Origin of the sequence: Pseudomonas sp. Irchel s3h14 (assembly GCF_900187425.1) — a bacterium.
GTDB lineage: Bacteria > Pseudomonadota > Gammaproteobacteria > Pseudomonadales > Pseudomonadaceae > Aquipseudomonas.
This window is the reverse complement of sequence record NZ_FYDJ01000001.1, coordinates 540,733-556,543: the sequence shown is the minus strand read 5'-3', so window position 1 is coordinate 556,543 and position 15,811 is coordinate 540,733. Positions and strand designations below refer to the sequence as shown.

11 protein-coding genes are annotated in these 15,811 nt (G+C 62.1%); 1 reads left to right on the top strand and 10 read right to left on the bottom strand.

The genetic code is table 11. The annotated features are described in order from the left end of the window. Positions 1-14: 14 nt before the first annotated feature. The 7 genes from mdcH to mdcA are packed head-to-tail and all read right to left on the bottom strand — an operon-like array spanning position 15 to position 6,028. Positions 15-926: a malonate decarboxylase subunit epsilon gene (gene mdcH / locus CKW16_RS02695; RefSeq protein ID WP_095127099.1), complete on the bottom strand. Its 912-nt coding sequence runs from the start codon at positions 924-926 to the stop codon at positions 15-17. Further along, the gene (locus tag CKW16_RS02690) at positions 923-1,543 is read right to left on the bottom strand and encodes a malonate decarboxylase holo-ACP synthase (RefSeq protein WP_095127098.1); all 621 of its coding nucleotides are present in this window, start codon (positions 1,541-1,543) and stop codon (positions 923-925) included. The genes mdcH and CKW16_RS02690 overlap by 4 nt, the downstream gene beginning before the upstream one ends. Beyond that, a complete protein-coding gene (mdcE, locus tag CKW16_RS02685; protein WP_095127097.1) occupies positions 1,537-2,340 on the bottom strand; it encodes a biotin-independent malonate decarboxylase subunit gamma in 804 nt (267 codons plus the stop codon). The genes CKW16_RS02690 and mdcE overlap by 7 nt, the downstream gene beginning before the upstream one ends. Beyond that, a complete protein-coding gene (locus CKW16_RS02680) occupies positions 2,337-3,191 on the bottom strand; it encodes a biotin-independent malonate decarboxylase subunit beta (RefSeq protein ID WP_095127096.1) in 855 nt (284 codons plus the stop codon). The genes mdcE and CKW16_RS02680 overlap by 4 nt, the downstream gene beginning before the upstream one ends. Then, entirely contained in the window at positions 3,184-3,483 is a 300-nt protein-coding gene (locus tag CKW16_RS02675; RefSeq protein WP_046045241.1) for a malonate decarboxylase subunit delta, read from the bottom strand. The genes CKW16_RS02680 and CKW16_RS02675 overlap by 8 nt, the downstream gene beginning before the upstream one ends. Next, on the bottom strand, positions 3,483-4,358 hold the full coding sequence (locus tag CKW16_RS02670; protein ID WP_095127095.1) for a triphosphoribosyl-dephospho-CoA synthase: 876 nt from the start codon (positions 4,356-4,358) through the stop codon (positions 3,483-3,485). The genes CKW16_RS02675 and CKW16_RS02670 overlap by 1 nt, the downstream gene beginning before the upstream one ends. Beyond that, the gene (gene mdcA / locus CKW16_RS02665) at positions 4,358-6,028 is read right to left on the bottom strand and encodes a malonate decarboxylase subunit alpha (protein WP_046053657.1); all 1,671 of its coding nucleotides are present in this window, start codon (positions 6,026-6,028) and stop codon (positions 4,358-4,360) included. Before mdcA ends, CKW16_RS02670 begins: the two co-directional genes overlap by 1 nt. Positions 6,029-6,821: 793 nt before the next feature. Here mdcA and CKW16_RS02655 point away from each other — a divergent pair. Continuing rightward, a complete protein-coding gene (locus CKW16_RS02655) occupies positions 6,822-7,196 on the top strand; it encodes a DUF6124 family protein (RefSeq protein WP_095127093.1) in 375 nt (124 codons plus the stop codon). Between the two features lie 68 nt (positions 7,197-7,264). Here the strand turns inward: CKW16_RS02655 and CKW16_RS02650 are convergent, their stop codons facing one another. From CKW16_RS02650 to CKW16_RS02640, 3 genes are read right to left on the bottom strand one after another with little or no spacing between them, the layout of a single operon-like run. Continuing rightward, positions 7,265-7,723, bottom strand: a complete 459-nt coding sequence (locus CKW16_RS02650) for a chemotaxis protein CheW (RefSeq protein ID WP_095127092.1) — start codon at positions 7,721-7,723, stop codon at positions 7,265-7,267. Further along, positions 7,716-13,622, bottom strand: a complete 5,907-nt coding sequence (locus tag CKW16_RS02645; RefSeq protein WP_095127091.1) for an Hpt domain-containing protein — start codon at positions 13,620-13,622, stop codon at positions 7,716-7,718. Before CKW16_RS02645 ends, CKW16_RS02650 begins: the two co-directional genes overlap by 8 nt. 52 nt (positions 13,623-13,674) lie before the next feature. Next, on the bottom strand, positions 13,675-15,732 hold the full coding sequence (locus CKW16_RS02640) for a methyl-accepting chemotaxis protein (RefSeq protein ID WP_095127090.1): 2,058 nt from the start codon (positions 15,730-15,732) through the stop codon (positions 13,675-13,677). Positions 15,733-15,811: the final 79 nt, after the last annotated feature.

The following is a 15,811-nucleotide window of genomic DNA, read 5'->3' as shown; positions in this document are numbered from 1 at the left end:
CCTGAGTCGGTGTTCTAGGGTTGGCGGCTTCCCTCCTCACGCAACAGCGCCTGCAAGGTATCGACCCGCGCACCGTCGAAGGCAATCACGGTGCCCTGCTCGAACACCCGGCGCGCCAGCCCGGTCAGCACCGCACCGGGCGGCAGTTCGATCTGTAGACGTACGCCGCGCTCGTAGGCGCTTTGTACCGTGCCGCGCCAATCCACCACGCGGCACATGTTGAACGCCAGGTCGTCGCGCAAGGCTTCCGTGTTGATAACGGGCCGGGCGCGACTGCCGCTCAGGTAGCCCAGCGTCGGTGTTTTCAGCTGCACCTTGGCGAAGGCTTCGGCCAGGGTTTTCGCGGGTGTTTCCAGCAGCAGGCAGTGAGACGGGACGCTGACGGCCAGACGTTTGGCCAGACCTGCACCGCGACCTTTCGCCAACTCGGCCACCGCGTTCATCGCGCCATCGCTGCCGGCAATGACCACCTGGTTATCGGCGTTGATGTTGGCCAGGTAAACCGGCGTGTCGACGCTGTGAACTTGCGCCAGCAAACTTTCCACCGTGGCCAGATCCAGGCCGATGATCGCGGTCATGCCGTAGCCCTGTGGATAAGCCTGTTGCATCAGCTCGCCGCGCAGGCTGACCAGATGCAACGCATCGCTGAAACTCAAGGCGCCGGCGACCACCGCTGCCGGATAGGCACCGATAGACAATCCCGCCACGTAATCCGCCGTCATTAACAACTGTCGTGAAGCCGCGACGCCGGCGATCAGCAGGCAGAGCTGAACCGCTCTTGTCGACTTCAGCGCTTCGGCAGAATCCAGAAGAAAAGCGTCTTCCCCGAGGACTTCACTTGCCTCGATCACTGTTTCCACAGGCAAACGATGGAGCATGCCCGGCTGCTGCGCGCCCTGGCCGGGGAACACCAGCAAACTGCTCACGCTGCTTGCTCCTGCGGGTTCCAGGGGTCAATCACCAGAACAGCCTGGCTCGCATTTTTCAGCAAAACCCGACGTGCAGAGCCGGCCCATTCGCGCAAGGCGACTGCACCGAATGGAGTCTGCAACTGCATGTCCACCTGGCAGACAGCAGCATCGAGAAGTTTCACCAGTTCCTGCGCCTGTGCATGATCCAACGGCTGCGGTGTACGCAGGATCAAGTCGAGATCGCTGCCCTCATGCAACGCCTGAAAACCGCTGGCCAATTCAAACCCGGCGCTGCCGCTGACACCCCAAACCCACTCACAGGAATCGAGCATCGGCCGCAGTTGATTGAGGGCGCGCACTGCCGGCAAATCCCGATCAATCGAGACATGGCAAAGCGCTTCTGGCCGAACTTGACGCTGGATCGCATCGACCGACATCACCGTTGCAAAACGCTGCTCACGCAAGCGCCCACGCACCCCGACCGCGATGTGATCCGCCGCGCTCAACGCACGCCGAACCACCACCGGTTGACCCGCACTGATCGACTCGATCACCCACGAAGGTGCATCCGCAGGCAACTGCTCCGGAGTCAGCCCCCAGAGCAGGTCGTGGGCCAGAAGCGTGTTCACCACTGCTCTCTCAGCAATTGGCGAACCTGACTCGACGCCGCACGGTTGCTTGCGCCCAAGCGGCTGCTCAGGTCTCGGCCACTGGTGGCGACATCGCCAATCGCCTGGGTCAGGCATTCAGACACCCGCGTCAGATCCGCCGCTGTCGGCTGCTCGATCTGTTCCACCGACAAGGTTTCCCAGAGCAAGCCAAGGCTCGCGTAGCTGTCGATGTCATACGCCATCGGCGGCACGCTGGCGGCCAGTGCTTCGAGTTCTTCGACGCTACGCAACGTCACCCGCGCCGCCGAAGCCTTGCCCATCGCATGAACCATCACGCCCGGATCGCGCAGGGCGATCAGCCGATTGGCCTGATACCCATGAGCCAGAAACGCCCCGGACATCGCCTTGCCCACCAGCAAACCGATCACGGCATGGCCGGCCAGTCGGGCGCGGGCATAACTGTCTGCCGCGCCGGCTAGGGCCTGATGAATGCCGAGTGCTTCTTCACGCCGACCGTAGGCCTGACTCGGCACGTCGACGATGGCGATCAAGGCGCGTTTCTGCGGTTTATCCAGATCCGCTGCGATGACTTCGTCCACAGCTTTGGCCAGCCCCCAGCCTTCCAGCAGACCGACCTCGCCATTGCGGGCGCGGACGAAACGGTTGTCAGGATCAGCCACCACCGCGATAAAACGAACGGGCTGGTCACCCAAGACACCGTCGGCCACCTTCAATGAAGCGGGCAAACCGTCGACCGGTTTCGCGCCAGCACTCAAGGCGTTGAACCAGTTCAAACCTCTCAGGGAATACGAACTCATGAGCGCTCTCCTTGATACAGATCGCGAACCGTCGCCGGCTCGATTTGCGGCTCGGCGTCCAGACGGGCCAGCCGTTGCAGGAACAGCTCGGCCTGACGGCTGCGGTGCTGTTCCGGCAAACCTTGCTTAAGCAATTCGCTGACCTGCTGCTGAACCTGCGCCACGTCGTCAGCGACAAAACGATCCACCAAACCACTGGCAAAACGTTGCTCGCCACCGGTCAGGCTCCAGATGAAGGGACGATCACGGGAGTCGTATTCCTCAAGCCCGGCTTCCAGTTCGATCACTTGCGGACCATTCAGGCCAAGCCGTGCTTCCTGAGTCACCAGCAAATAGCTGCACAACCCGGCGGCAATCGACATCCCGCCAAAGCAGCCAACGCTGCCGGCCACCACACCAACCACCGGCTGGTATTGGCGCAGATCGACAATCGCCGCATGAATATCGGCAATCGCCGCCAGCCCAAGGTTGGCCTCCTGCAAACGCACGCCGCCGGTTTCCAGCAGCAACACGGCGCGAGTGGGAATGCCATTGCGGTTGTCTTCGGCGGCGAGCTCCAGCGCACCGGCAATCTTCGCCCCGCCGACCTCACCGAGGCTGCCGCCCTGAAATGCGCCTTCGATGGCGGCGATCACCACCGGCAAACCACCGATGCTGCCCTTGGCGATCACCACACCGTCATCGGCTTGCGGCACCACGCCCTGGCGCGACAACCACGGCGACATGACGCGTTGAAACGGGTCGAGCAATTCGCGGAAGGTGCCGGCGTCGAGCAAGGCTTTCGCCCGTTGCCGGGCGCCGAGTTCGACGAAGCTACGTCTTTGTAGGGATGGCCGCAGAAGATCACTCATGGCCGATCTCCTCAAAGCCTTGTTCCAGACGCAAGCGCACCACGCCCGGCGTGGCGCCGAAATCGTGGATATCGATCGCCATCGCCGGCGGTGTCTGACCGTCGAACATCCGCGCAAACAGATGCTGCCAGCGTTGTTCGGCGCCGTTGACCGAGGTCTGCACCTTGATCGTCAGTTTGCCGGCCTGTCCCGGTTCGATCAGCACTTCCAGATCGCCCGAGCCGACACAGCCCACCAGCGTCCGGCCGCGTGGCGGCTGCCCGGCGGGGAATTCAAAAGATAAGGTTTCCATCAGAAAGCTCCCTGGATGAGGCCGTCGCCAGACTCGATGCGGTCGATGAACAGGCAGGCTGCGAGCAAGTCGGCAGCACCGCCGGGCGAGGCATTCAACGCGATGAGTTGTTGGTCCAGCTCATGCAAACGGCGGCGACCGGCGAGGCTGGCACTGCCGCCCGCATCGAGCACGGCTTGGGCGCCGAGTTGCATGGTCTGCAGGCCTTGTTCGCCTGCGCGGTAGAGCACGCAGGTGTCGGCCAGATTCGTCATGATCGCCAGCAAGGCATCGAGGCGAGCGTTCTGCTCGCCATGACCGGCGGCGCGGCTGAGTTTGAGTTGCGGCAGTGCGCGCTGGATCACTGCCGGGAAGCCGAGCTGGGCTTCTTCGCGGGCACCGCGGACGCCGTAACGCTGGGCGACTTGCGCACCGTGGCTCAGAGGACGCGGCGCGTAACGGTCGTCGAGCAAGGCCAGACGTGCGGCGCGCAACGTCACGGCGCTTGCCTTGGTATTCGTGGATTCCAGCGCGGCAGCAGCGACCAACAGACCCAAGGCCCAGATGGCGCCGCGATGGGTGTTCACCCCGTTCGTGGTGGCGAGCATCACTTCCTCGCTTTCACGACCGATCAGGCCAATGGCTTCACGCAGCGGCACACCGACTTCGCCGATTTCGATGGCGGCTTCCGCCATTTCCTTGAACGCAGGCCACAGGGACAGCGCCGAAGCGTGCATCAACCCGAGGTGCAAATCGGTGTGAGCGCCATTGCCACGACGGTCGACCAGCGCCGGTTTCGGCGACAGGTCCGCTTCGTCGATCAGCGCATCGACGGCCAGATCCGCCAACTGCTCAGCCAACGACAGGGTTTTCGGTTGCAGGTTGAATGCGTGCATTACCAGCTCCTGAACTTGGCGGGCGGGTTGTAGAGGCCACCGGACCACTCGACCAGATCAGCCACGCTTTTCGCCGCAAGCAGTTCGCGGGTGGCGTCGGTGCGGCGGATGCCGAGGTCTTCGGGCAAGGCGATCAGGCCTTCGCGGCGCATGCGCGCGGTGTCTTTCGGGTTGTGGCGCAGGCCGATGACGGTCACTCCGGCCACGGCCGCGATCATCGCCTGACGTTCTTCCAGCGAACGCGCCTTGTACAAATAGGCAATGCCTTCTTCGGTCAGCAGGTGGGTGACGTCGTCGCCGTAGATCATGATCGGCGCCAGCGGCATGCCGCTTTTCTTCGCCACTTCCACCGCGTCGAGGGTTTCGACGAAGGTCGGTTTACCGCCCTCCTGGAAGGTCTCGACCATTTGCACCACGAGTTTCTTGCCGCGTTCCAGCAGCGCTTCGGGCGCATCGTCGTGACGCATGTCGAGCCAGGCCGGTGTGCCGTGACGACGGCCGCGCGGGTCGTGGCCCATGTTTGGCGCACCACCGAAACCGGCGAGACGGCCGCGCGTCACGGTGGAGGAATGGCCGTCGCCGTCGACTTGCAGGGTGGCGCCGATGAACAGGTCCACCGCGTATTGCCCGGCCAGTTGGCAGAACATCCGGTTGGAACGCAGGGAGCCATCGCGACCGGTGAAGAACACGTCGGGCCGAGCGGCGATGTAGTTTTCCATGCCCAATTCGGTGCCGAAACAATGCACGCTTTCGACCCAACCGCTTTCGATCGCCGGGATCAGGGTTGGGTGCGGATTGAGCGTCCAGTTTCGGCAGATCTTGCCTTTAAGGCCGAGGGATTCGCCGTAGGTCGGCAGGATCAATTCGATGGCGGCGGTGTTGAAACCGATGCCGTGGTTCAGGGACTGGACGTTGTGTTTTTCGTAGATCCCGCGGATCGCCATCATCGCCATCAACACATGCACAGGCTTGATGTGGCGCGGGTCGCGGGTGAACAGCGGTTCGATGTAGAACGGCTTGTCGGCCACCACCACGAAATCGACCCAGGAGGCCGGGATGTCAACGCGGGGCAACTCGCTGACATCGTCCACCAGTTGATTGACCTGAACGATGACGATGCCGTCGCTGAAGGCGGCCGGTTCGATCAATGCCGGGGTGTCCTCGGTGCTTGGGCCGGTGTAGATGTTGCCGGCGCGGTCGGCCATGAAACCGGCCGAGAGCACGACGTTGGGAATCAGGTCGACCACCAGCCGAGCATAGAGCTCGATGTAGGTGTGAATCGCACCGATTTCCAGCAGGCCATCTTCCAGCAACTGACTGATGCGCAGGCTTTGGGTGCCGGCGAAAGAGAAGTCGAGCTTGCGGGCGATGCCGCGTTCAAACAGGTCCAGATGCTCGGAGCGTCCGACGCTGGGCATGATCATGTGCAGATCATGCAGCTTCGCGGGATCAGCCTTGGCCAGGGAGCGGGAGAGGAAATCCGCCTGCTTCTGGTTATTGCCCTCCAGCACCACACGGTCGCCGGGCAGAATCAACGCCTCTAGTGCCGCAACGATTTTGTCGGTGGGTAAGACCACACCGTCGGCGAGACCCCGTACCAGCTCGAGACGCCGCTGCTTTTCGCTGCGCCGCCGCGTCCATCGCGAGTCGGGGGATATTGTTGTTGTCATGACCACTCCACGGGTTCGCTGTCGTGGGAGTCACCTTAGGAGTGTTGGGTGGGGGGCATCAATCAAGCAGAGAGACGGATCGTTACGCTGACCGTAACGATCGAACACCGCCCCGATCGTTCCCACGCTCCGCGTGGGAATGCCTCAAGGGACGCTCCGCGTTCCAGCTCTCGAATGGGACGCGGAGCGTCCCGGGCTGCATTCCCACGCGGAGCGTGGGAACGATCAGGAAGTTAATGGTTGGCCGTGCCGACGCCATCGCGAGCAAGCTCGCTCCCACATTGGAACGCGTCACCCCTGTGGGAGCGAGCCTGCTCGCGATGGGGCCAGAGCAATCCCCGCCGGTTTCAATGCCGGAGTGCAATGATCGATAAGTCCCAAAATAGGACCGATCGGTCCCTTTTTGGGACTCTTCAACCTTCGCCAGTCAAATGGGGTTTTGTGTTTAAAAGTTTGTCCGCAGGAATGGTGTGAGGCTACGCAGTCTGACGTCGCTGCCTACAGCAATGCCGGAACCCGCTGACTGGTGCGGTTTTGCGTTGATCTTTATCGTTTGTGTGTCGCTGCCAATTCAGCGACCGGGCCTGGAAAACCCGAAGAACAGGATCAATGCACATGACATAATGCGGCGCTTTTTTTGCTCCGTAGTTCTAAGTTATGGCGGCTGTGCGTGGGAGACCTTCGGGTCTGCCGGGTTTGATCCTTTCTCGGTTTTTCCAGTCCGCGTACAGCTGCCACCCTTTTCGTCTGGAAAACGAAAAACGGCAGCTCCATCACTACAAGGATCTTTGCCATGTTCAAACCAACTCCCAACCCGCCGGAAACCGACACCGGTTCCGAAGCATCCCTCGAAGCCGAAAAACTCAAGGAAGCCGCCGACCGCGTCTTTTCCTACTACTTCCCACCCCATGAAAAACCGGGCAAGCGCCGCAAACATCACCTCTTCAGCGTTTCCCCCGATATCGACACCGAAGCCCTTCTGACCAATGCTTCCGAAGACCTGCTGTCCATCAGCGCCATTGCTGCCGATCTGGCGGACGATGTGGAAGGCTCACGCCGCTCTGTAGCCTTGGCGCTCAGCCGCATGGCGGATGGGGTGCAGTTGTTGGTGGAGCGGGCGCTGGATCATCATGAGTCGTTGCAGATGAAGATTCGGGCCGGGGTTTAGCGCAGAAACCCTTGTCATGATCGTTCCCACGCGGAGCGTGGGAACGATCAGTTAGGGCCAGTCAGCGATCAATTGGCTAAACCGGCCTTTACGAGCAACTCCTCCAGCGCCAGCAAGTCAGGCACCTTGGCCACCTGCTCCCCAACCTGCACCGCCGCCTGTTCCAGCGAACATAAAGGCACATCCACATAGCTCAACTGGCTATCAAGCTTGTAAGACCGCGGAATCCCCTGCACCAGCAACGCAATGAACTTCAAATCAGGTCGCCCACCGAGAGCATTGAGGATGACAATCCGCGCCCGCTCACCGATCACGATTTTCTGCCCACACGCCGACTCGAAACTCAGCAACGGAATCTGCCGGTTCCGCCACATGACCCGCCCGAGGTACCACGGCGGAGTGTCGAGGTCGAAGGCGCTGGGTTGGTAATCAATAAGCTCCGCAACTGCGACGTTGGGCAGGATCAGGTTGCGGTCAGCCAAGGGCAGCAGCAGGCCGGTGAGGTTGCTGGTGCGGTGCTCAAGCATGGGTTTTGCTCCACAGGGTGATGCTTTCGAGCAGCACCGATTCCTGGTACGGCTTGCCGAGGTAGTCATTGACGCCGATGGCCATGGCGCGGTCGCGGTGTTTCTGTCCGGTGCGGGAGGTGATCATGATGATCGGCAGGTGCTGCAGACGTTCGTCGGCGCGTACCTGGGTCGCGACTTCGAAGCCGTCCATGCGCGGCATTTCGATGTCCAGCAGCATCAGGTCAGGCATGTGATCTTCAAGCAGCAGCATCGCGTCGACACCGTCCTTGGCAGTCAGCACGTTCATGCCGTGCCGTTCCAGCAGACGGCTGGTGACTTTGCGCACCGTCACCGAATCGTCGACCACCAACACCAGCAGTGGCTTGTGCGGCTCGACCTCCGCCTCCTGAGTCGCTGACTGTTGCGGCACGCGGGCCTGCATCGCACGGATCGGTGCCAGCAAATCGAGAATCAGCACCACCCGCCCATCGCCGAGAATCGTGGCCCCGGACAAACCCTGCACCGCTGCAAACTGCGGGCCGAGGCTTTTGACCACGATCTCGCGAGTGCCAGCCATGGAGTCGACTTGCACCGCGATGTGCCGCTCGTTGCACTGCACCAGCAACACCGGCAACGGCAGGCTCTGGCCCAGCAGTTTCGGGCGGTGGCTGGTTTTCAGCAGTTCGCCGAGGTAGCACAGTTCATAGTGTTGCCCGGCGTATTTGTAGGTCGGCGGATCGAGCCGGTAATGCCCTTCAAGCTCATTGGGCAGCACGCGAACGATGCCGTCGATGGTGTTCAGCGGGATCGCGTACTGATCATCAAAACACTGCACCATCAGCGCCCGGTTGACCGAAACGGTGAACGGCAGTCGAATCCGGAAGTGCACGCCCTGCCCGGCCACAGAGTCGATGCTCATGCTGCCACCGAGCTGCCGGACCTCTTCATGCACCACGTCCATGCCGACGCCGCGTCCGGAAATCTGGGTGATTTTCTCGGCGGTGGAGAACCCCGGTTGCAGGATGAATTGCAGGACATCGCGGTCGCTGATGTCGCTGTCCGGCGCCAGCAACCCACGCTTGATCGCCTTGCGCCGCACCGCATCCAGCGGCACACCGGCACCGTCGTCGCGGATGTCGAAAATGATGTCGCCGCCCTCTCGCGACAGGTCGAGGGTGATTCGACCCTGAGCCGGCTTACCCGCCGCGATACGCACCTCGGCCGATTCCAAGCCATGATCCACGGCGTTGCGCAGCATGTGTTCCAACGGCGCGGCCATGCGTTCGAGGACGTTGCGGTCCATCTCGCCTTCGGCATTGCCGACGATGAATTCGACGTCCTTGCCCAGCTCGCTTGAGACCTGACGGACGATCCGCTTCAAGCGCGGCAGCATCCGCTCGAACGGCACCATGCGCGTGCGCATCAGGCCTTCCTGCAATTCGGTGTTGATGCGGCCCTGCTGCTGCAGCAGGTTTTCCGCGTCTTGATTGCGTCGGTCGAGGGTTTCCTTGAGGTCGAGCAGGTCGGAGGCGGATTCGAACAGTGCGCGCGACAGTTGCTGCAACTGTGAGTGGCGGTCCATTTCCAGCGGGTCGAATTCTTCGTAGCCCAGGCGTTCGGCTTCGACTTGCTGCCGGCTGAGAATCCGCCCTTGGGTTTCGGTGTCGAGCCGGCGCAATTGGTCGCGCATGCGCTCAATGGTGGTCTCCATCTCGCTCAGGGTCACGCGCGCATCGTTGACCTGTTGTTCGATCCGGCCACGGAAGATCGACGTTTCGCCGGCCAGGTTGACCAAATCGTCGAGCAGTTCTGCCGAGACCTTGACCATGTCCGCGCCAGCATCGGGTTGCGCTGCGGGCGTCTCGATTTTCGGCGTTGCGGACACCACGGCCGGTGCCGGTGTTTCGGGCACTGCCGGATGACTGAAGTTCTTGATCGCGTCGATCAGTTGATCGGCGGGCGGCAATGGCTGACCGGCACGGGTCGCGTCGAGCATCTGCGCCAGTCGGTCGTGGCTGCTTTGCAACAAGCCGAACAACGCGGCGGTGGGTTGCAGTACGCCAGCCGAGAGGCCTTCGTAGAGAAATTCCAGCTCATGGGCGAGGTCGCCAATCGGCGCGATTTCCACCATCCGCGCGCCACCCTTGAGGGTGTGCAGGTCACGCAACAGGGTTTCCACTTCCTGACGATTCGACGGCTCGGCCTGCCAGCGCACCAGCGCCGCGCCGGAGTTTTCGATGATGTCGAAACCTTCCTCGAGGAAGATTTCCAGAAGCTCCGGATCATGGCCTGGGGAATCCTCGTTCCGTGCCGGTTCGACCGTTTCAACAGCGCTGGCATTGCCCTGGCGAAACTCGCGAATGGCCTCGATCAGCTCACCCGGATCGCCCAATGGCCGCTGGTTCTGCAACTGATCAAGCAGCTGCGCGAGCCGGTCATGACTGTGTTGCAGCAGGTGCGCCAAGGCTTCGCTGTAGGCGTAACGGCGGTCCACCAGCCCTTCGTAAAGGCTTTCCAGTTCATGAGCCAGATCACCGACCGGCTCGACCTCGGCCATCCGCGCACCACCCTTGAGGGTGTGCAAATCTCGCTGCAATGACAACAACGGCGCGGCGTTGTCCGGGTCGCTCAGCCAGCGTTGCAAGGCCTGGCCGGCGCTTTCGAGGATATCCACCGCCTCTTCGAGGAAGATCGAAACGATCTCATCGTCCAGCTCAACCTGGGTCGCGGTCTGTTCCAGTTCGGCGGTGGCACTGCCCAGTTCCCGGATGCTCAACGTGCGGCTGCCATCGCTGCGAATCAGCCCCATCGCCGACGGATCCAGGCTCTCATCGAGCAAGCCGCGCAAGGCCCGGATGCGCTCCGGTTGCGGACTGACTTCCTGGCCGGCGGCCAGTTCGTCGAGCATGTTGATCAGCGCTTCATGGGCACTTTGCGCCTCATGGAAAAACGCCTCGCTGACCGCCAGGCTGCTTTCTTCCACCGCGCCGTAGAGGTCGAGCAAGGTTTCGCAGAGTTCATCCACCGGATGCAGATCAGCCAGGTGCGCGCCTTCGCCGAGGGTGGTCAATTCGTCCAGCAATGCGCTGAGTTCCTGCCGCTCGCCGGGATGTTGCTGCCAGCGTTGCAACAGGCTTTCGGCGTCCAGCAGGATGTCCATGCCTTGCGCGAGGAAGTTGTTGATCAGTTGCGGATCACGCTTGATGCGCAACCCGGTGTTCGGTGAACTCAGGAGCGTTTCCAGACGCTCGGCCAGCAACGCCTGGGTTCGCTCGATCAAGGAGCGGGCGCCGGGAATCTCCGCCAGTGGATCAGTCTTGAGCTGTCGCAACCCGAGACGGAACAGTCCTTCGGCTTCCAGCAACAGTTCTACTTCGTCCAGGTCCAGGGCGATCAGGTGCGCCTTGTACTCCCGGGTAAGATGATCCAGTGGCTTCGCCAGTTCGGCGATCGGCAATACGCCAGCCATCGAGGCGCTGCCCTTGAGGGTGTGCAGCGCCCGCTGCAACTCGTCGCTGGCCTGCAATGGCACGTGCTCGGCGGCTTGATCGAGGAAACGGTTGAGGCTGCCCAAATGGGTTTCGGCTTCGTTGCGGAAGATCTCAAGCAGCAGCGGATCGAGGGCGGCGACGTCTTGTGCGTCCTCGTCGGGTATCGGCTCATTGCCCTTGGCCAAGGCGTGGGCGCGTGCGGCCAATTGGTCAACATCGTTGCGCTGGCGCTGGGCATGGTGGGCAAACTCGGCCACCAGTTCCGGCAGCAGATTCAGCGCATCGCCCAGCAGTTGTTGCACCGCCGGCCCCGGCGGAACGCTGCGTTCCAGTACGCGGTTGAGCAGGTTTTCCACCGCCCAGGCCAGTTCGCCCAGCACCAAAGCGCGGACCATCCGGCCACTGCCCTTGAGCGTATGGAAGGCCCGGCGCAGTTCGCTCAGGGCCGACTTACTCTCGGGATCGGCCGACCAGCGCGGCAGGTACTCCCGGAGGATTTCCAGGACTTCATCGGTTTCTTCGAGGAACACTTCCCGCAGCTCATCGTCCACCGGTTCTTCACCAGTGGGCGGCGGCAACAGGCTTCCCGGGGTCGTCAGGGCGGGCGGGTTGACGGAGGACACGGGGCTGGCCAATACATCGGCCAGTGACTGGACGGTCTCAGGGTCATCCAGTTCCTGCAGATCCTGCATGACCTGCGCTTCACTCGGGCTAAGCACATCTTCAAGCACCGGCACCTGTTGCTCGATGGGGAAAAAGCCGAGTGCGGCCAGGCTTTTTTCCGCGACGTCGAGCAACTTTTCGCCCGGTGCTTCGGGGTCGTCGCTGAGGCGCTCCAGGTAATACTCGATGCTGGTGATGACGTCGGCCAGGCTGTCCAGTTCCTGCCAGCCGGGATGATCCGGATCCAGCAGCAGGTGCTCGCGGATGAAGTGGTTGCACGTTTCGATCAGGCTCGCCGCACGGCTCAACGGGATCATCGCCAGCGCACCGCGCACCTGGGTCAGCAACGCCGGCAATGGCTGCAAGTGCTGGCGATCCCAGTCGGCGTCGATGTAGTCGACGATCATGTCCTTGGCCTGTTGCAGGCAGATGCGCGCTTCCTTGATCACGATCTGATGGATCTGTGTCAGGTCGGTGGTCGGCAGGCGGCTGTCTTCCTGGCTTTCCGGCTCGACGGTGCCGACCATGCCGGCGAGGGTCGCTTCGACGTAGAGCAAGGCACCGGCGACGTCCATCAGGATCGCGTCGTTGGGCTCTCGCTGGCCTTGGGCGAGGCTCAATACCACGGCCAGTTGATCGATGATGACCTTGCGTGGCTGGCCGAAACCGAGCACCGCCAGGGTGTCGGCGATTTGCCGCAGCGGCGCCAGCAGGCTTTCGAGGTCCGAGGTGTGTTGGCGGTCGCTGCGCACGAACAGGTCCAGGCGCTCCTTGACCCGCACCAGCTCTTCACACAAAGCGGCCAACACCGAGCGCATGGCATCGCGGTCGGGACCGGCCAGCCGTGCTCGTTCTTCGTCGACCATCGCGCTGTCAGGTAGCGCGTCGTCCAGTCCGTAGCGATCTTTCATGGTCAGCATCTGCCCGGTGGGATGTTCGGCCTTGGCAATGTAGAACAGCAAACTCTTGAGCAACTCCAGCGGCGCCGGCTGATTGATTCCGGGCATGCCCTGTTCGAGCAGGCGCTTCAGTTCTTTATCGGCCTCCTTAAACAGACTGCGCAACGCCGGACTGTTAGCAATCGAGCCGCCGCGCATGCCTTCGACCAGCGCCGAGGCGACTTGCCACAACGGGCTCAGGGGTGCGTTGCCGCACAGCCCTTCGAGGCGCGCAAAAACTTTGGTCAGGTAACCGAGATTGGTTTCGCCGTCCTGCTCACGCAGCAATCCGACCAGGGCCATCTGCAACATCTGCCGCAACTTGCGCAGCACATTCGGTAAATCCGCTGGCTCCAGCAGCGCCAGCGACTCTTCGTCCAGTGGCGGCAGGTCCGGCAATTGCGGGCTGAACAGGCTGGTTTCCGACAACAGGCTTTCGCCACGGGCGCTGCGCAGATCGTTGATCAGTGGCAACACGACCAGCGGCAAGTCGCGGCGCGCACCTTGCACCCGGTCGAGGTAAATCGGCAGCTGCCCAAGGGCTTGCAGCAACAGGTGGAGCGTCTCATCGCGATGACTGACGCGGTTCTGTTGCAAGGCAGTGGTCAGATGTTCCATCTCTTCGGCGAGCAGCGCCGCGCCGTAGAACTCGACCATCTGCAAACTGCCGTGAACCTGATGGACGCATGCCAGGCATTCACTGAGGGCGTGCGTCGCCTGCGGGTCATCAAGCAACGTTTCAATCGCCTGGTGAGCCACTTTCAGCGTTTCGGCAATCTCGCCTTTGACCCACTCGAGGGCCACATAGTCGTGCCGATCACCCATAACCACTCCAAATCACTGCTCTACTCAAAAAAAGCATTCGCTCGCAGGCGTTTCACACTTTATCCGCAACCTCAGCCTTGGCGGCCGGCAAGGTGAAACCGGACACCGAACGCCGCAGCTGACTGGCCATTTTCGCCAGGTTGCCAATGCTCTCGGCGGTGGCGGTGGAGCCGGACGAGGTCTGCGTGGTGATCTGCTGGATCACGTTCATCGTCAGGGAAATCTGACCGGCCGAAGACGTCTGTTGCTGCGCTGCGTTGGAAATACTCTGGATCAACGCGGCGAGAGTCTTCGACACGCCTTCGATTTCTTCCAGGGCCACTCCGGCATCCTGCGCCAGACGCGCGCCGCGCACCACTTCGGTGGTGGTCTGCTCCATGGAAATCACTGCTTCGTTGGTGTCGGTCTGAATCGCCCGCACCAGGGTTTCGATCTGCCGGGTGGCGGCGGACGAGCGCTCGGCCAACCGCTGGACTTCATCGGCGACCACCGCAAAACCGCGCCCGGCATCACCGGCCATGGAGGCCTGAATCGCCGCGTTGAGCGCAAGGATGTTGGTCTGGTCGGCAATGTCATCGATCAGGCTGACAATGTCGCCGATTTCCTGAGAAGACTCACCGAGGCGCTTGATGCGCTTGGCGGTGTCCTGAATTTGCTCGCGAATATTGTCCATGCCGTGGATGGTGTTGTGCACCACCTCATTGCCCTTGTTGGCGATTTCCACCGAACGCTCGGCCACCGCCGACGATTCGGCGGCGTTGGCCGAGACCTGATCGATGGACTGGGCCATGTCGTTGATCGCGGTGGAGGCTTCGGCAATCTGCTGCGCCTGATGCTCCGAAGCCTGGGCCAGGTGCATGGCGGTGGCCTGGGTTTCCTGCACGGCGGCAGCGACCTGGCCAGCGGTGAGGTTGATGGTCGCCACCAGATCGCGCAGTTGGTCCACGGAATAGTTGATCGAGTCGGCGATGGTCCCGGTGAAGTCTTCGGTCACCGAGGCGGTCACGGTGAGGTCGCCGTCCGCCAGGTCTTCGATCTCGTCGAGCAGGCGCATGATCGCGTTCTGGTTGCGCTCGTTCTTCTCGGCCGTTTCACGCAGTTGACGATTGGTTTCACGGACCATCACCAGGCCAATGAGGATGATCGACATCAGCGCCGACAGGCCCAGCACGTAGCCGCCAATGGTGTCGGTGTTGCGCCCGCCAGCCATGTTTTCGAAACCGCCGGCCAGGTGCGAGGCTTCTTCGAGCAGGGTCTGCGACAGGGTGAAAATATTGGTCGCCGATTCGCGGACCTTGAACAGCTCCGGCGAGGTTTCGAGGATTTCATCCACCGAACCCGAGACGAATTCGAACAGCTCGGAAATCTCGATCAACCGCGCGCGAGCATCGCGGTCTTCAACCTGGCTGACTTTCAGTGACGGATTGCCCTGGAGCATGCCGTTGAGCACCTGGCCGAATCGCGCCGCATCACGACCGAAGGCGTCGGCGGCCTGCTGCGAATTTTCATCGCCGGACAGCACGGTGTTCACCGCACCGAGAATCCGCTCAGCCAATAGCGACTGGCGCTGCGCCATGGCCACCTGCGCGGCCGGGGCACCGCGCTGGAGGAGCGTTTCGACGACTTTTTCGTACTCGACCTGCAACTGCGGCACGGTTTCGGCCAGGGTCGCGGCGACTTGATGCAGCGACAGCACGGTCTGTTCGCTGGAGAGGATCGCGTCGGTGTTTTTCAGCAAGCGTTCCCAGTCCAGTTGCACGGCTCGCATTTCCGGGCGCACGGTGGACGGCGCCGGCGGCAGGCCGGTGGAGGGATCGCCTTTCTTCAGATAGCCCCAGCGTTGGGCAAAGTCATTACGCGCGTCGCTCAGCAGCTTGAACGCCGCCGCCTTGCCGGCAGCAGCTTCGGTGGCGTTCTTGGCAATGCGCTGGGACAGCACGCGCAGCTCACCGGCATGGCCGATGTACTGTTTGTCGTACGTGGCCTGGGTGTTGAGGTACGCGAAGTTGGCGAACAGCAGCATGATGAAGACGATCAGCGCGATGAACAGCGCGATGATCTGTGACCGGCTGCGCGACCCTTCTGGCTTGCCTGTTTTTGCTTTTATCATCGGTCCTCGCCTGAACAGCTGAATGAGTACCTGTAGGAGCAAGGCTTGCCCGCGATGAACGATAACGCGGTGTGCCTGC

Excerpts from the sequence above, each read along its gene's own strand:
- mdcA (WP_046053657.1), bottom strand. The coding sequence starts at position 6,028 with ATGACAACAACAATATCCCCCGACTCGCGATGGACGCGGCGGCGCAGC.
- CKW16_RS02645 (WP_095127091.1), bottom strand. The coding sequence starts at position 13,622 with ATGGGTGATCGGCACGACTATGTGGCCCTCGAGTGGGTCAAAGGCGAG.
- CKW16_RS02680 (WP_095127096.1), bottom strand. The coding sequence starts at position 3,191 with ATGAGTGATCTTCTGCGGCCATCCCTACAAAGACGTAGCTTCGTCGAA.
- CKW16_RS02640 (WP_095127090.1), bottom strand. The coding sequence starts at position 15,732 with ATGATAAAAGCAAAAACAGGCAAGCCAGAAGGGTCGCGCAGCCGGTCA.
- CKW16_RS02650 (WP_095127092.1), bottom strand. The coding sequence starts at position 7,723 with ATGCTTGAGCACCGCACCAGCAACCTCACCGGCCTGCTGCTGCCCTTG.
- CKW16_RS02675 (WP_046045241.1), bottom strand. The coding sequence starts at position 3,483 with ATGGAAACCTTATCTTTTGAATTCCCCGCCGGGCAGCCGCCACGCGGC.
- mdcE (WP_095127097.1), bottom strand. The coding sequence starts at position 2,340 with ATGAGTTCGTATTCCCTGAGAGGTTTGAACTGGTTCAACGCCTTGAGT.
- CKW16_RS02670 (WP_095127095.1), bottom strand. The coding sequence starts at position 4,358 with ATGCACGCATTCAACCTGCAACCGAAAACCCTGTCGTTGGCTGAGCAG.
- CKW16_RS02655 (WP_095127093.1), top strand. The coding sequence starts at position 6,822 with ATGTTCAAACCAACTCCCAACCCGCCGGAAACCGACACCGGTTCCGAA.